Annotated in this window: 14 protein-coding genes; 10 read left to right on the forward strand and 4 right to left on the reverse strand. The window is 69.2% G+C overall.

Features of this window, described 5'->3' with window-relative positions; all coding sequences use genetic code 11:
- The first annotated feature begins 20 nt into the window (after window positions 1-20).
- The 6 genes from ACIBX3_RS41300 to ACIBX3_RS41325 all read left to right on the forward strand — a co-directional run bounded on the left by ACIBX3_RS41300 (window position 21) and on the right by ACIBX3_RS41325 (window position 4108).
- Window positions 21-701, forward strand: coding sequence for a hypothetical protein (locus tag ACIBX3_RS41300; RefSeq protein WP_397126030.1), 681 nt, complete (start codon window positions 21-23; stop codon window positions 699-701).
- Window positions 694-900: a hypothetical protein gene (locus tag ACIBX3_RS41305; protein WP_397126031.1), complete on the forward strand. Its 207-nt coding sequence runs from the start codon at window positions 694-696 to the stop codon at window positions 898-900. Before ACIBX3_RS41300 ends, ACIBX3_RS41305 begins: the two co-directional genes overlap by 8 nt.
- A 92-nt stretch (window positions 901-992) precedes the next feature.
- Window positions 993-2909, forward strand: coding sequence for a hypothetical protein (locus ACIBX3_RS41310; RefSeq protein WP_397126032.1), 1917 nt, complete (start codon window positions 993-995; stop codon window positions 2907-2909).
- On the forward strand, window positions 2909-3250 hold the full coding sequence (locus ACIBX3_RS41315; RefSeq protein ID WP_397126033.1) for a hypothetical protein: 342 nt from the start codon (window positions 2909-2911) through the stop codon (window positions 3248-3250). Before ACIBX3_RS41310 ends, ACIBX3_RS41315 begins: the two co-directional genes overlap by 1 nt.
- A 184-nt stretch (window positions 3251-3434) precedes the next feature.
- Window positions 3435-3701, forward strand: a complete 267-nt coding sequence (locus tag ACIBX3_RS41320) for a hypothetical protein (protein ID WP_397126034.1) — start codon at window positions 3435-3437, stop codon at window positions 3699-3701.
- Window positions 3701-4108, forward strand: coding sequence for a hypothetical protein (locus ACIBX3_RS41325; protein ID WP_397126035.1), 408 nt, complete (start codon window positions 3701-3703; stop codon window positions 4106-4108). The genes ACIBX3_RS41320 and ACIBX3_RS41325 overlap by 1 nt, the downstream gene beginning before the upstream one ends.
- Window positions 4109-4310: 202 nt before the next feature.
- Here ACIBX3_RS41325 and ACIBX3_RS41330 read toward each other — a convergent pair whose 3' ends face one another.
- Window positions 4311-4763 (reverse strand): hypothetical protein, encoded by a 453-nt coding sequence (locus ACIBX3_RS41330; protein WP_397126036.1) that lies wholly within the window; start codon window positions 4761-4763, stop codon window positions 4311-4313.
- Window positions 4764-5318: 555 nt separating this feature from the next.
- On the opposite strand from ACIBX3_RS41330, the gene ACIBX3_RS41335 reads away from it, so the two are divergent.
- Window positions 5319-7496 carry an ATP-dependent RecD-like DNA helicase gene (locus tag ACIBX3_RS41335; RefSeq protein WP_397126037.1) on the forward strand — a complete coding sequence of 726 codons (2178 nt, stop codon included), beginning with the start codon at window positions 5319-5321 and terminating at the stop codon, window positions 7494-7496.
- 124 nt (window positions 7497-7620) lie between these two features.
- Window positions 7621-8817, forward strand: a complete 1197-nt coding sequence (locus ACIBX3_RS41340; RefSeq protein WP_397126038.1) for an Ig-like domain-containing protein — start codon at window positions 7621-7623, stop codon at window positions 8815-8817.
- A gap of 354 nt (window positions 8818-9171) precedes the next feature.
- Here ACIBX3_RS41340 and ACIBX3_RS41345 read toward each other — a convergent pair whose 3' ends face one another.
- The 3 genes from ACIBX3_RS41345 to ACIBX3_RS41355 form a co-directional block, all read right to left on the reverse strand.
- Window positions 9172-10131, reverse strand: a complete 960-nt coding sequence (locus ACIBX3_RS41345) for a phosphotransferase (RefSeq protein ID WP_397126039.1) — start codon at window positions 10129-10131, stop codon at window positions 9172-9174.
- A 45-nt stretch (window positions 10132-10176) separates the two neighbouring features.
- Window positions 10177-11829, reverse strand: coding sequence for a ribosomal protection-like ABC-F family protein (gene abc-f, locus ACIBX3_RS41350; RefSeq protein WP_397126040.1), 1653 nt, complete (start codon window positions 11827-11829; stop codon window positions 10177-10179).
- A 308-nt stretch (window positions 11830-12137) separates the two neighbouring features.
- Window positions 12138-12782 carry a helix-turn-helix domain-containing protein gene (locus tag ACIBX3_RS41355; protein WP_397126041.1) on the reverse strand — a complete coding sequence of 215 codons (645 nt, stop codon included), beginning with the start codon at window positions 12780-12782 and terminating at the stop codon, window positions 12138-12140.
- A gap of 64 nt (window positions 12783-12846) precedes the next feature.
- On the opposite strand from ACIBX3_RS41355, the gene ACIBX3_RS41360 reads away from it, so the two are divergent.
- Both ACIBX3_RS41360 and ACIBX3_RS41365 read left to right on the forward strand, forming a co-directional pair.
- Window positions 12847-13257, forward strand: a complete 411-nt coding sequence (locus ACIBX3_RS41360; RefSeq protein WP_397126042.1) for a VOC family protein — start codon at window positions 12847-12849, stop codon at window positions 13255-13257.
- Entirely contained in the window at window positions 13254-13733 is a 480-nt protein-coding gene (locus tag ACIBX3_RS41365; RefSeq protein WP_397126043.1) for a quercetin 2,3-dioxygenase, read from the forward strand. The genes ACIBX3_RS41360 and ACIBX3_RS41365 overlap by 4 nt, the downstream gene beginning before the upstream one ends.
- Window positions 13734-13878 lie beyond the last annotated feature (145 nt).

Raw genomic sequence — 13878 nt, forward strand, 5'->3', positions numbered from 1 at the left:
ACGAGAAAGGGGGCTGGTCCATGCCGCGCATTGTGCAAACCTGGGACGCCGAGCTCGGCTACTCCCAGGCCAGCATCGAGCAGCGCCCGGACGGCGGCCGGGTCGACATCGACCCCGCCACGTTCGGTGCCGAGCCGATGTGGGGAATCTGGATGACCGGCGAAGACGGCAGCACAGGCGTCGCGATCATCCCGCACGCCGTGTGGGAGGTGCGCGCGGCGGAGTACGGCATCGATTCGGACGACTGGGACACCTTGACGGACGTCGTGTTGCACGAGATCGCCATCCCGCACCCGGGCGACCCGTACGCAGGCCACGACCCAGGCCGCGAAGCTGTGCTCGAAGCGATCCGGGACCTGCCGACCGTGGACACCCCAGGCGTGAGCGAGACCGATCTGCTGGCCGCGCACCTGGAGCGGATCCGCCTGGTCAAGGAGCACCGGCTGCACGTTCAGCCCGCCGCTCAGCAAGACCGGCAGGGCGCGCTCGACTTCGTCGGCGCCGCCCGCACGGCGCCGCCCAACCCGCTGGCGCCGATCTACGAGGCCAGGCTCGACCCGATCCGGATCGCCGCCAAGAAAATGGCGCTGGGCTGGGCGCGCGAGAACCGGACGCGCTCCGCACGGCCGAGCTTCCACGCCAAGCCCGCGGCGATGTTTGTGGGCGCGGGCACCACCGGAGAGAAGGTGGCCGGTGGATGAGACTCCGAACCTGGCCTTGGCGCTGGCCGAGCTGCGCGGCGCGGTCGAGCTCGGGTTCGAGCACGCGAGCATGGGCGACCTGATCGCCCAGCACTCGCACCTGCTCGGCAACGCAGCCGTCCTGCAGGACCTCATGAGGCAGGCCGCCAGCGTCGCACAGCAGATCGCGACCGACGCGGCAGCTGCCGCCACCGCGTGACCGCTGAGGTTGCGGGTTCCCGCCACGGCGTCATCGTGGCGGGTTCCCGGAGGAGAGCGATCACTCCGGACGCTCGGAAGGGAGCGCACTCCATGGCCGCCATCGCCGCCAAGAAGAAGACCGAACCCGAGACGGACAAGCCCGAACCGCGGAATGTGCGCCGGGCCATCCGACGCATCAAGCACCGGCAGCGCAGGCGCCTGGCGTACGCCAGGCCGGTGGCATGGCTGGCCACCCTGCAGGGCACCGCCGTCCTGGCCGACGTGACCGGCCTCGGCCTGGAGCTCACCGGGTCGGCCGTCGTGCTCGCCGCTGGCCTGACCCTGGTCAAGGCGCGGCGGCGCGGCCAGAAGCCCGCCATGAAGCGGACCGTGGCGGGCTCTCTGTGGCTGCTGGTCGCCACGTTCGTCGGCCCGTACGGGCTGATGGCGCTGATCCTGTGGGTGGTCGGCGTGATCACGTCAGTGAACTACTGGTACGGCCTGCACCGGTCGACGGGCCGCCCGGCCGCCCGGCCGAAGGCCCTGCCGAAGAACACCGTGTCGGGCGTCCAAGAGTGGTGGGACGAGACCGTCGTCCCGAACCACCAAGCGTTCGCCGGTACCCATCTCGCCGCCCCGGAGCCCGTCCCGGGCGGCTTCACCGCCGTTGTCGTCAGCGTGCCTGGCAAGACCGAACTGGACAAGATGACCAAGGCGACGGGCACCATCGCGTCGGCGCGCCGCGTGTTCAAGGACCAGGTCGAGCTCGGGCCGGCCCCTGGCGGCGACTTCTCCGGCGCCCGGGTCACCGTCGTCGAGCGGGGCGACAACCTGCGGAAGGTGCGTTACCTGGAGGACGACGCCGCGGCGATCGACGTGGAGACCGGCATCGCCCGCGCCGGATACTTCTTCGACCTCAAGCCCACCCACTGGAGTTACTGGACCACGTCGGCCGGCGCACAGATGGGCATCAACGCGGGCGCGACCGGCGCCGGAAAGTCGGGGTTCGGCGCCACCAAACTGGCGCTGGTGCACCAGTGCCCTCTCGCCGTGGCAGTGCTGCTCGACGCTCAGGACGGGTCTTCGCAGCCGGACGGGAACGGTCGCACTGCGGTCAGCCGTGAGGGCGTGGAGGCGTGCTGGGAGGAGATGCAGGCGCTCGACTACGTGATGGGCCGCCGCGCCCACTTCGTCGCACACGTCCCCTGGGCCGACGAGCTGGGCCGAGAGCGGCACGGCAAGCCGTTCCTCCTGCCGGGCGACCCGGACATGCAGGGCCTCAAGCTCATGTACATCATGCTGGAGGAACTGCCGCTTCTCCTGGGCGATGCCGAGGTCGGCGCGCAGGCGACCGAACTGCTGGCCTCGGCCGCGAAGACGTGGCGGAAGCCGGGCGGCGCGATCGACGTGTTCACGCAGAACCTGGGCCTTGAGAACTTCGGCGGCAAGCCCATTTCCAACACACTCCGCTCGAACCTCAGCGGCGGAGGCAGCGTGGCCGCGTTCCGCACCGGCTCCAGCCAGGACTGGCACATGGTCGGCCTGGCGGCCGACCCGTCGACGCTGCCGGAGTTCTGGGACGGCACCCGGGAGAAAACCCACGGCTTGGGTTTCATCAAGGGCATCGACAACCGGCCCGGCGGCAAGTGGCGGGCGTCGATCTCGCGTGACCTGTACGGCATCGCGACCAGCCCCGCGGCCGCGCAGCTCGACGACATCACGCGCGGCTTCTTCGACGAGTACTACGACATGCGGCGGCGCGGCGTCGACCCGCGTGACCCGGCCGCCGCGACGTCGGCGAAGGCCTCTCCGGCCGCGCCGAAGTGGTCGTCGGCGGACGTGGAGGCCGTGGTCGAGCACGCGCTGATCAGCGGCCCAAAGGAGCTCGGCGCGATCTGCGTCGCAGCGCGGCGGCGACTTGGCGACATGCCGCTCGGCGAGGTCCCGGCCGCGTTGCGGGCGCTGGAGAAGGCAGGCCGGGTGCGGAAGTCCGGCGAGTCGTACCAGCTTGTGAAGGAGGTCCAGTGATGAGTGTGGTTCCCGCGCCGTCCGCTGGGTGGTTCGACTCCGCGCTGCGCGCGACGGCCGTGACGTTGTCGTGGCTGGCGGTTGTGCTGGCGACAGCGTTGCGGTGCCAGCCGACGCCGGGTACCGGGGTGCTGGTCCCGGTGGTCGTCGTCGTGGCGGTCGCGGTGGTCATCCTGGTTGGCCGTCCGGTGGGCGGCACGCTGGCGCTGTTCAGCACGACGCTTCTCGCGATGACCGTGTGGGGTGAGGTGGGCGGCGCGGTCCTGGTCGTGTCGACCGTCGCCGCTTTGGTGTTGCTTCCCGTTCACGCCGTTCTACCAGGCCCGGAGAGGGGCCGATGATGCCGAACACTGAGGACCTGACGTACCTGCCAAGTGAGTGGCTGACCAGCCTGTCGGACCCATGCAGCCGTGGACGCTGCGGCGGTTGCAGGTACAGCCGGTGCGGCCACGGCTGCCACGATGATTCCAATCTCGCAAGCTCTAGTGCTGGCAAGTACTCACACACACCCGAAGGAGAGACGGAATGCCCAGGAAGATGACCGGCCCGGAGCACGCACAGGCCGCTCTGGACTATCTCGCAGAAGCGAAGGAGCTCTTGGCGCGCGCGGACAAGGCCACCGTCCGGGAATGGAGAGAGACGCACTCCGCGCAGGCTTCGGCTTGCGCCCTCATCGCGGCTGCGGAGTTCCAGGCCGCTCACCTGGTCTTTCAGGTCGCCGAGGCGTCCGCGACGGGCCTCGGCGCGCGTGAGTCCAAGGAGTGGCGCAACGTCACGGGGGTGAACAGCTGATGGCGTGCCGGAACACGGAGCTGCTGCGCGCCACTCTCGCGCACATCGAGGCCAACCCCGAGCAGTGGTGGCAGGGGGACCATCGCGGCCCCGGCCGGCGCGGGGAGATCCTGGACTTCGCTGCCCGCGCCGTGGTGCTGGCAGGCGGGGTGTGGGCGTTCGGCCCGGTGCAGCACGGACCAGACCGGGCGCTGAACTTCCTCATCGAGGAGTCTGGCGACTCCGCAGGCGACGTGGAGCTGGTGCGGGGCGTCCGGGTCGTCGATGTGCGGGCGCGCGCGAAGCGCGTCCTGGGCCTGGACGAGGAGACGGCGCGCGACCTGTTCCACGAGGGCATCGAGAACGTGGAGGAGCTGCGGGAGCTGGTCGACGCGCTGTGCGCTTCGGCGTCGGAAGAGGTGATGTGAAGCCCTGCTCGCACTGGATAGGCGCTGAGGCGCGTCGTTGCAGCGCCGCCCCTGCGAGGTTCTACTTGCAGGGGCGGCGCTGTGCTGATCACACGCCGTCGGCGTTGACCGGACGGCCGGAGCCTGTGGGTACTGCGCTCCCGCGCGCTGCTACTGCCGGAATTGCCCGTGGTGGAGGCCCGGAACTCGGTCAGTGGGCCGATCAGCCGTAGTTCTGGACCCACACCCTGACCGTGTGGGACTTGGGGCTGAGAGTGACGGTGGCCCTCCACTTCTCGCCGGCCCTCGCATTGTGGGTACGGGTGTACATCTTCCCGCCCAGGCAGTAACCGCGGTCGCGCTTCATTTTCATCCACCCACCACCTCGGCCGATAGCACTGGGCCCCCATTTCCACAGGGTGGCCGTGGCCGCGGTGCCGTCACCGCCGTTCCAGCACTGGGTGACGATCTGCAGGACTTTGGCCTTGCTCTTGATCGCCCCGGTATCGATGCCCCTGGTGTTCCCGCCGCCGTCCCAGATGGTGAACCAGCGGGCCTGGCTCGCCTGCTGGACGGAGACGGCGGCCGTCGCCGGAGTCGCCGCCTGAGCGGCGGGGGCGAGAAGGGTGCCGGCCGCGAGGGCGCCTGCGGCCAGGGCCAGTGGTAGACGTCTCATCGTGCTTCCTTTCACTGGTCGTCGTGGACATTGGAAAGGTAGGCCAGCGCACGTTGAGTATTTGTTGAGTCCGGGTTGAGGCGGTGCATGAGCAGAAGGACCGGAACCAGCAGGTCGGCGGCAGGTGATACAAAAGCCACCCCTGCGAGGCAGTTCCTGCAGGGGCGGCTCGACGTAGTTAATGCTAGCGAAACAGCTAGTTTCAGGCTGCAGGGGCCGCTCTGATGGCCCGTGCTCGCTCGCGCTGGGCGCGGATCAAAGCCTCCAGGTCCTCCAAGGGGATACCCCCCGGCCGGTGTGCCAGCCTGGCCGCGCTGGCAGGGGAGAGGGCGTCGCGTTCGGCGCGAGCGCGGGCCAAGAGTTGGCCAGCTGACGCTAGCGCTTTTGCTCGCAAGGAAGTTGACGGAATGGGTTCCGAGAGAACAGGGGTGGTCACGTGCTCATGATAGATCACTGGCTCAGCGGCTCGCGGAAGGTGTCGCGGTGATGAAGATCTGCCCTAATCTCGTCGATGTGGGAAGGCCGGACGCGGGTGCAGAAAATATCGTTACTGAATTGCGCGCAGTACTTGAGCGCATCACCTACGCCAATGAGGAGACCGGCTACACCATCGCCCGGGTCGCCACCGAACGCACCGGCGCCGACCTGCTCACCGTCGTCGGACCCCTGCTCGGCGCCCAGGTCGGCGAGTCGCTGCGGCTGCACGGACGCTGGACCTCCCACCCCCGCTACGGCCGCCAGTTCGAGGTGTGGTCCTACACCACCGTGCTGCCGGCCACCGTCCAGGGCATCCGCCGCTACCTCGGCTCCGGCCTGATCAAGGGCATCGGCCCCAAGATGGCCGAGCGCATCGTCGACCACTTCGGCACCGCCACCCTGGAGGTCATCGAGCAGCAGCCCGAACGCCTCGTCGAAGTGCCCGGGCTCGGCCCGAAACGCACCAAGATGATCGCCGCCGCCTGGGACGAACAGAAGATCATCAAAGAGGTGATGATCTTCCTGCAGGGCGTCGGCGTGTCCACCTCCATCGCGGTGCGCATCTTCAAGCAGTACGGCGAATCCTCCATCTCCGTCGTCAGGAACCAGCCGTACAAACTGGCCGACGACGTGTGGGGGATCGGGTTCAAGACCGCCGACACCATCGCCCAGGCCGTCGGCATCCCGCACGACAGCCCCGAACGCGTCAAGGCCGGCCTGCGCTACACCCTGTCGCAGGCCGCCGACGACGGCCACTGCTACCTGCCCGCCCCCAACCTGGTCGCCGACGCCGTCAAAATCCTCGACGTGCCCGCCGACCTGGTCACCACCTGCCTGGAGGAGCTGGTCACCGACGAAGGCGTCGTACGCGAGCCCATCCCGGCCGGCGACAACGTCGTGCCCGCCGTTTACCTGCCGCCCTTCCACCGCGCCGAGCAGTCCCTCGCCTCCGGCCTGCTCACCCTTCTGCGCGGCGGCCACGACCGTCTCAAAGCCTTCGCCGACGTCGACTGGGAGCGGGCCGAGACCTGGTTGCACCGCCAGACCGGGGCCGAACTCGCCACCGAGCAGCGCCAGGCCGTCCGCCTGGCCCTCACCGAGAAGGTCGCCGTCCTCACCGGCGGTCCCGGCTGCGGCAAGAGCTTCACCGTACGCTCCATCGTGCTGCTGGCGCGCGCCAAACGCGCCAAGGTGATCCTGGCCGCGCCCACCGGCCGCGCCGCCAAGCGCCTGGCCGAGCTGACCGGCCACGAGGCCACCACCGTCCACCGCCTGCTGCAGTTGCGGCCCGGCGGCGAGGCCACTTTCGACCGCGACAACCCCCTGGACGCCGACCTCGTCGTCGTCGACGAGGCCTCCATGCTCGACCTGCTGCTGGCCAACAAACTCGTCAAAGCCGTCGCCCCCGGCGCCCACCTGCTGTTCGTCGGCGACGTCGACCAGCTGCCCTCCGTCGGCGCCGGCGAGGTGCTCAAAGACCTCCTGGCCGCCGACGACATCCCCCGCGTGCGGCTCACCCAGATCTTCCGCCAGGCCGCCGAATCCGGCGTCGTCGTCAACGCCCACCGCGTCAACACCGGCCGCCACCCGGTCCTGGAGGGCATGAAGGACTTCTTCCTGTTCCCCTGCGAGGAACCCGAGGAGATCGCCGCCCTGACCGTCGACGTCGTGGCCCGCCGCATCCCCGCCCGCTTCCGCCTCGACCCGCGCCGCGACGTCCAGGTCCTGGCCCCCATGCACCGCGGCGCCGCCGGCGCCGGAGCCCTCAACATCGCCCTGCAGGAAGCCCTCACCCCCGCCCGCGAAGGCATGCCGGAACGCCGCTACGGCGGCCGCGTCTTCCGCGTCGGTGACAAGGTCACCCAGCTGCGCAACAACTACGACAAGGGCGCGGCCGGGGTGTTCAACGGCACCGTCGGCATCGTCACCGACATCCGGCCCGACGAGCACAAGCTCACCATCCTGACCGACGAGGACGAATCGGTCGACTACGCCTTCGACGAGCTCGACGAGCTCGCCCACGCCTACGCCGTGTCCATCCACCGCTCCCAGGGCAGCGAATACCCCGCCGTCGTCATCCCGCTGGCCACCAGCGCCTGGATGATGCTGCAGCGCAACCTCCTCTACACCGCCATCACCCGCGCCAAGCGGCTCGTGGTGATCGTCGGCTCGCGCCGGGCGCTGGCCCAGGCCGTCCGCACCAAGGGTGCTGGACGGCGGCACACCGGCCTCACCCATCGCCTCACCCTGCGTTGACCTGCCGTGACTCGGCAGAAGTGATCTAAATGTAACCGAACTCTCCCGAATGATTCCTCGTCATACATGCAGGGACATTTAAGGTTTTGAGGTGCTTTTGAGTGCCATGGGGGAGAGGACAGTCTTGAACGTTGCGCCCGCTTGGAGGAGACCGGCCGCCTGCGTCGCCCTGCTGGCCGCGGCCGCCCTGACCGCCTCGTGCTCCAGCGCCGGCGGCGGCACCGCCCAGAACCCCGGCGCGCCCGAAGCCACCACCACGGCCACCCCCGAGGCCCCCACCATCAAGATCACCCCCGCCGAAGGCAGCGCCAAGGTCAGCCCCGACAAGCGCGTCACCGTCACCGCCAGCGGCGCCCCCCTCGAGGACGTCACCGTCTCCGCCGGAGACGAGCAGATCGAGGGCCGCTACAACGCCGACAAGACCAAGTGGGTCTCCAAGACCCCCCTCAAGCCCTCCACCGGCTACAACGTCACCGCCAAAGCCGGCGCCACCACCGCCACCAGCGCCTTCACCACGCTCAAGCCCGAACGCGCCCTGCAGGTCATCGACGTGACCCCCAACGCCAAGGGCGAGAAGGTCGGCGTCGGCGCGCCCATCATCGTCACCTTCAACCAGCCCGTCGCCAACAAGGCCACCATCGAACGCGCCCTCGATGTCGACGCCGAAAAGCCCGTCGAAGGCGCCTGGCGCTGGATCGACGACACCAGGGTCATCTACCGCACCGCCAAATACTGGCCCGCCCACCAGAAGGTCACCTTCAACGCCGCCATCACCGGCATCAAGGGCGGCAAGGGCCTGTACGGCACCAAGGACTACACCGCCACCCTGAAGATCGGCGCCAAGCAGATCAGCAAGGTCAACACGCGCACCAAAATGATGTACGTCTACAAGGACGGCAAGCGCGTCCAGACCATGCGCATCAGCGCCGGCATGGCCACCACCCGCGAATACACCACCACCTCCGGCGTCCACCTCACCATGGAACGTGGCAACCCCGTCCGCATGATCTCCCCGGGCCGCAAAAAGGGCGATCCCGGCTACTACGACGTCATGATCAACCACGCCGTGCGCATCTCCAACTCCGGCGAGTACGTCCACGCCAAGGACAACGTCTGGGCCCAGGGCGTGCGCAACGTCAGCCACGGCTGCCTCAACGCCCGCCCCGACCAGGCCCGGTGGTTCTACGACAACGTTCAGCGCGGCGACGTCGTCGACATCGTCGGCACCAACCGCGAACTGGAGTGGAACAACGGCTGGGGCTTCTGGCAGATGTCGTTCAAGGAGTGGAAGAAGGGCAGCGCACTCAACGGCAAGGCCTGACCGTTCCGCCTGGAGGAGGAGCGAATCGAGCCGCTGTCCCGGCAGCGGCTGAAGCGGACCGTCGGCTCGGCCCCGGACCAGTACGAGAAGGCGCGGACGTGTTCGCCGCGAGCCGCGAGTGCGCGACCAACCGGCTCAAGCGAAACCGGGCCGTGCCACTCGCTATGACAAGAGGTCCCGGTAGCAATGCGGAAATTCCCAACGGAAATGCGCTGACCTGCGCTAACGCAGGCGCTTGACCGTACGTGGCGGGCTGATGATCACTGCCGCTACGTTCGTTCCGGTTTCGTCCGGAAGGGCACGTGAGGGCCCTGGAGTCCTGGCCCAGACACCAGCCGCAAAGTAAAGGGCTGATCATGCACTCACGGTCGGCGCCGGCGCTCGCAGGCCGGGGCAGCTCGGTCCAGGCCGAACCCGGCTTGCGCACAGCGGGCGTCGGCACGCTGAGCACCTTGGCGAGTCGGGGCGCCAGACGCTCTTCACGCCGCCCGCGAAGGGCATCGTGTGCCACTGGTCGACTGCGGGCTTGAGGTACTCCATCAGCTCGGGCAGCTGCGGGATCAGCGTGAGGGTGGCGACGACCCGCAGCATGCCCAGGGCGTTGACGAAGCCCAGGACCTCCACGTTGAGCGGCCTCGTGCCGTTGTGCCGCGCGCCGCGGTTGTAGGCGGATTCGTGCTCGGGTCCGAGAGCGGCAAGGTCCCACTCGACGGGCCCCAGCGTGACCAGTTCGAAGTCGGCGTAGAGGTCCCCGTCCACCCCGGAGATGATGTTCGCGGGCGGGGAGTCGCCGTGGATGGGCTGGAGGCCGACACCCGGGAACCGAGCCTCGAAGGCCGTGCGTGAGCGCACAAAGGGTTCCAGGATCTGCCACTCGCGGCGGGCGCGGTCCAGCTCGGCCGCACCGATCAGGGTGGGGTGCCGGTCGAGCCGGGCAAGGCTTTCCGCGATGAACTGCGGATCGGCCGCGGACAGAAACTCCAGGCGGCCCGGGTAGGCGCGCATTGCCGCGTGCAGGTCGGCGACGCTCTCGGCGTTCGCCACGTAGTCGGGTTCCTTGTCCCGGTCCTCCGGGACGAACGGCCAGAACGTCATCGAGAAACCGTCGCGCTGCACGGGTTCCCGCGGCACGAGCGGGCTGGGCACGATCACGGGGACTCCCTGGTCGGCGAGCCAACGTGTCACGTCCAGCTCATCCTGCTGGCGGCACGCGAGGGCGACCAGGTCGTCTGGGTGCGGCAGGACGGTGGGAATCCGGGCCACGACCGGCGAGGGCGCCAGGTGGACGACGACGGAGAAGACGTCGTGCAACACCGTGGGGTCGGTGACGGTCAGGCCGAGCTTTCGCCTCCGACGGGGTCAGCACCTGCGGCCGGCACGCAGCTCCAGTTGCTCCCCCTCGAAGCTTTCGTGGAAGCCTCGGTCGTGTGACGTCATGACTACCGCCCCTGGGTACGTCGTGAGCGCCGCCTGAAGGTCCTCGACCAGGGCGAGCGCGATGTGGTTGGTCGGCTCGTCGAGGACGAGGAGGTCTGCGGGCCGGGTTAACAGGCGGGCGATCTGCAGCCGCCGCTTCTGTCCTGCGGACAGGGCGGCGACCGGGACGTGCAGGTCCTCCTCGCGGAACAGGCCCAGTGCCAGGAGCTGTTCGGCGTACTCCTCCGGCAGTCCGGGCCGCCCGGCCGCGAACGCGGCGAGCAGTGGGAGCCGCGTGGACCGCGCGGGCAGTTCCTGCGCGAGGTAGCCGATCCGGGCGGGGCGGCGTGCCGTGCCCGCGTCCGGCTCCAGGTCGCCCGCCACGACGCGCAGGAGCGTCGTCTTGCCCGCGCCGTTCTCGCCCGTGACCAGCAGCCGCTGTCCGGGCGCGATCGTGAGGAGCCCGTCCAGCCGCAGCCGCTCGCCGACCCGTACGCCGTCGAACTCGGCGAGGGGGCCCTGGGCGGGGCCGTCTGCCGCCGACAGCGCCGTCGTGAAGCGGAGCGGCGCCGGCGGCTCCGCCACCGGGTTGCGCCGCAGCTGGGCCAGGCGCTCCCGGATGGCGCGCACTTGCCCGCCGAGCTTCGCCTCGTGCGAGCGGCGGTGCTTGCCGAAACCCTGCTTCGGGTCGCGGCCGGTGGTGGCAAGCCGCCTCCCTGCGGCTTCGAGCAGCTCCTCCGTGCGGGCCACCTCCTCGGCCCAATCCGCGTACCGCTGCTCCGCGCCACGCCGGGCGGCGGCCTTCGCGGCGCGGTAGCCGGCCCAGCCGTCGCCGTACCGGAGCACCGTGCGCGCGTCCCGGTCGACCTCGAGGATCGTGGTGGCGATGCGCTCCAGGAAGCCGCGGTCGTGGGTGACCGCGACGACGGTGCCGCGGTGTGCGCGCAGGTGCTCCTCCAGCCAGCGCACGGCCGCCGCGTCGAGGTGGTTCGTCGGTTCGTCGAGGAGCAGCAGTTCGGGGGCGGCGGCCAGGACGCAGGCGAGCGCGAGCCGCGACTGCTCGCCGCCGGACAGCGAGCCGAGCAGGCGGTCGCGGGTGATCTGGGCGAGCCCGAGTCCGTGCATCGCGGCGTCCACGCGGGGGTCCGCCTCGTATCCGCCGCGTTCCTCGTATGCGATCAGCAGTTCGCCGTACGCGGCGAGATCCTCTTCCGCGGCCTCGCCGAGGGACTCCTCCGCCACCCGCAACTGGCGCTCCATGTCGCGCAGTTCGGCGAGGGCGAGGTCGACGGCGTCCTGCACGGTGCAGTCCGCATCGAGGTCGAGGGTCTGGGCGAGATGGCCGGTGCCGCCGGGGAAGCTGACGGTGATCTCCCCGGCGTCCGGCATCTCTGCTGCGGCGAGCAGCCGCAGCAGAGTGGACTTGCCGGAGCCGTTCTCACCGATGACGGCGGCTTTCTCGCCCGGACGGACGGTGAAGCAGACCTGGTCGAGGACGGTCCGGGTGCCATAGGACTTGGTGACGTCCTTGACCGACAGCTGCGCCACGGCAGCGGGGGCGACGGGGGGTACAGCGGTATGGGCGCGGTCGCGCATATGACTTTCCCTGAGCATGCGAAGGGTCTACGGGCAGCAGAAACGGCGGCATCTGCCGTGCCCGGACTCAGACGAAGAAGAGGAAAGCCATGCCCCCACCATAACAAGACGAATCGTGTCGTCTCAAATCATGCGTGTCGCGAAGTCCGTGATCCGCAGCACCCTCGTTCATCCGCGGGAGGTGAGGTCCTGGAAGCCCTTCATCGGTTCTCCGCGATGGCACGGCGGGCCAGGAGATCGCCATGATCAGGTCCAAGGTCAGCTCCGGGCCCGCGCGCTGGAGGGCGGTCGGAGGACCCGTGCTGACTTCATCGCAGGATCGCGGCGGCGAGGATCTTGTGAATCCAGCGTTCCCACTGCTCGGGCGTCCATCCGCGTACGACGGTGAGCAGGTGGTAGACCTCGAAGCTGACCATGGTGAAGATGACGTCGGCCGCCTCCTCGGCCGACAGGTCCGGGCGCAGGGCCTGCTTGTCGGCGAGTTGCCCGGCAAGGGTGTGATGGGCGATGTAGCGCTGGCCTTGGTTGGTCTCCCACTGGGCGGCCATCTCGGCATCGGCGCCGGCGGCGTCGCGGACGATCTTCATGATCGGCGCCACCCGGCCGAAGATGACGCGGCTGTTGGCCAGCCAGATCGCCAGCGCGCGGCTCCCGTCGGGCTCCTCGCGCACCTGCTCCACCCAGGGCCGGTCCAGCACCGGTACCGGCTCGTCGTCACCGACCGACAGCACGTCGATGATCTCTTTGAGGACCGTGGCCTTGTTGCCGAAGTGGAAATACACCGTCTGCACCGCGACGCCGGCCGTGGCGGCGATCTGATCCAGGGTGGTCGAGGCGTATCCCTGTCGTAGGAACAACTCCCGTGCGGCGTCGATGATGCGTCTGCGGGTGGCGCGTGCCTGGGCGGCCCGGCGGGTGCCTCGTGCGGTCACGCTCTTGACAGGATCACTCATTCGCTAGAGCCTACTCTAGAGAAACTCACTAGAGCTCACTCTAGTGAACCCTCTGGAGGTGTTCATGGATGCGGCCCTCAGCGGCTTCCACCACGTCAAACTCCCGGTGACAGAGGTGGAGCGCAGCCGCGACTGGTACGAGCGCGTGTTAGGTCTGCGCCTGTTCATCGAGTTCGTCGAAGACGGCAAGCTCATGGGTGTCGCCCTCCGGGATGCGAACAACACCGTCGATGTGGCACTGCGCCAAGATCCCGTACGGGCCGCCGCGATGGCCGGATTCGACCCGATGGCCCTGTGCGTACCCACTCTGCGTGACCTGAAGGCCTGGCAGCAGCGGCTGGACGACCTGGCCGAGCCGCACGGCGGCATCGTCGCGGGGCATGCCGGCCAGGTGCTGGTCGGCCTGCACGATCCCGACGGCATCGAGATCCGCTTCTACCACCCCGCCCCGAGCGAGCCCGAGGACGTCCGATGAGCTTCGACCCCACCGGCTACCTGCTCACCCCTGCCGACGGGCCGCACTTGTGGTTCCTGGACACCCGGATGACCGTGAAGGCCGGCGCGGAGCAGACGGGCGGCTCCTTCACCCTCATCGAGTGGTCCGCACCGGCCGGCTTCGGACCGCCCCAGCACATCCACGACCGCGAGGACGAGGCGTTCTACATCCTCGAGGGCAAGATCACCATCGACTGCGGCGACCACCACTGGACCGCCGGAACCGGCGACTTCGCCTTCCTGCCCCGCCGCATCCCGCACTCCTTCACCGTCACCGACGGACCGGTGCGCGGCCTGCAGATCACCACCCCGTCCGGATTCGAGCAGTTCATCGCCGAGCTCGGCCGTCCCGCCGAACACCCCGGCCTGCCCGCCCCCGCCCCGCCCGACATCCCTCGCCTGATCGAGGCCAGTCGGCGCTACGGCCACCAGATCCTCGGCCCGCCGCCCACGTGATTCATCGCGTCCGGCGAGGACCATGTGGTGATTTCTCTTGATCGCTGAGAAAGGGAACGTTCCATGAGAAGAATCGCGCGTGCGCCGTGGACGGCGCATGCGCACACCTGCGTCAGCGGGTACGTCTGGCGCGAGGCGTTCCCCC

The sequence above is a fragment of the Nonomuraea sp. NPDC049480 genome, from assembly GCF_044465905.1.
Lineage (GTDB): Bacteria > Actinomycetota > Actinomycetes > Streptosporangiales > Streptosporangiaceae > Nonomuraea.

Coding starts and splice junctions, on each gene's coding strand:
- ACIBX3_RS41300 (WP_397126030.1), top strand. CDS start 21: ATGCCGCGCATTGTGCAAACCTGGGACGCCGAGCTCGGCTACTCCCAG.
- ACIBX3_RS41310 (WP_397126032.1), top strand. CDS start 993: ATGGCCGCCATCGCCGCCAAGAAGAAGACCGAACCCGAGACGGACAAG.
- ACIBX3_RS41315 (WP_397126033.1), top strand. CDS start 2,909: ATGAGTGTGGTTCCCGCGCCGTCCGCTGGGTGGTTCGACTCCGCGCTG.
- ACIBX3_RS41320 (WP_397126034.1), top strand. CDS start 3,435: ATGCCCAGGAAGATGACCGGCCCGGAGCACGCACAGGCCGCTCTGGAC.
- ACIBX3_RS41325 (WP_397126035.1), top strand. CDS start 3,701: ATGGCGTGCCGGAACACGGAGCTGCTGCGCGCCACTCTCGCGCACATC.
- ACIBX3_RS41330 (WP_397126036.1), bottom strand. CDS start 4,763: ATGAGACGTCTACCACTGGCCCTGGCCGCAGGCGCCCTCGCGGCCGGC.
- abc-f (WP_397126040.1), bottom strand. CDS start 11,829: ATGCGCGACCGCGCCCATACCGCTGTACCCCCCGTCGCCCCCGCTGCC.
- ACIBX3_RS41355 (WP_397126041.1), bottom strand. CDS start 12,782: ATGAGTGATCCTGTCAAGAGCGTGACCGCACGAGGCACCCGCCGGGCC.
- ACIBX3_RS41360 (WP_397126042.1), top strand. CDS start 12,847: ATGGATGCGGCCCTCAGCGGCTTCCACCACGTCAAACTCCCGGTGACA.
- ACIBX3_RS41365 (WP_397126043.1), top strand. CDS start 13,254: ATGAGCTTCGACCCCACCGGCTACCTGCTCACCCCTGCCGACGGGCCG.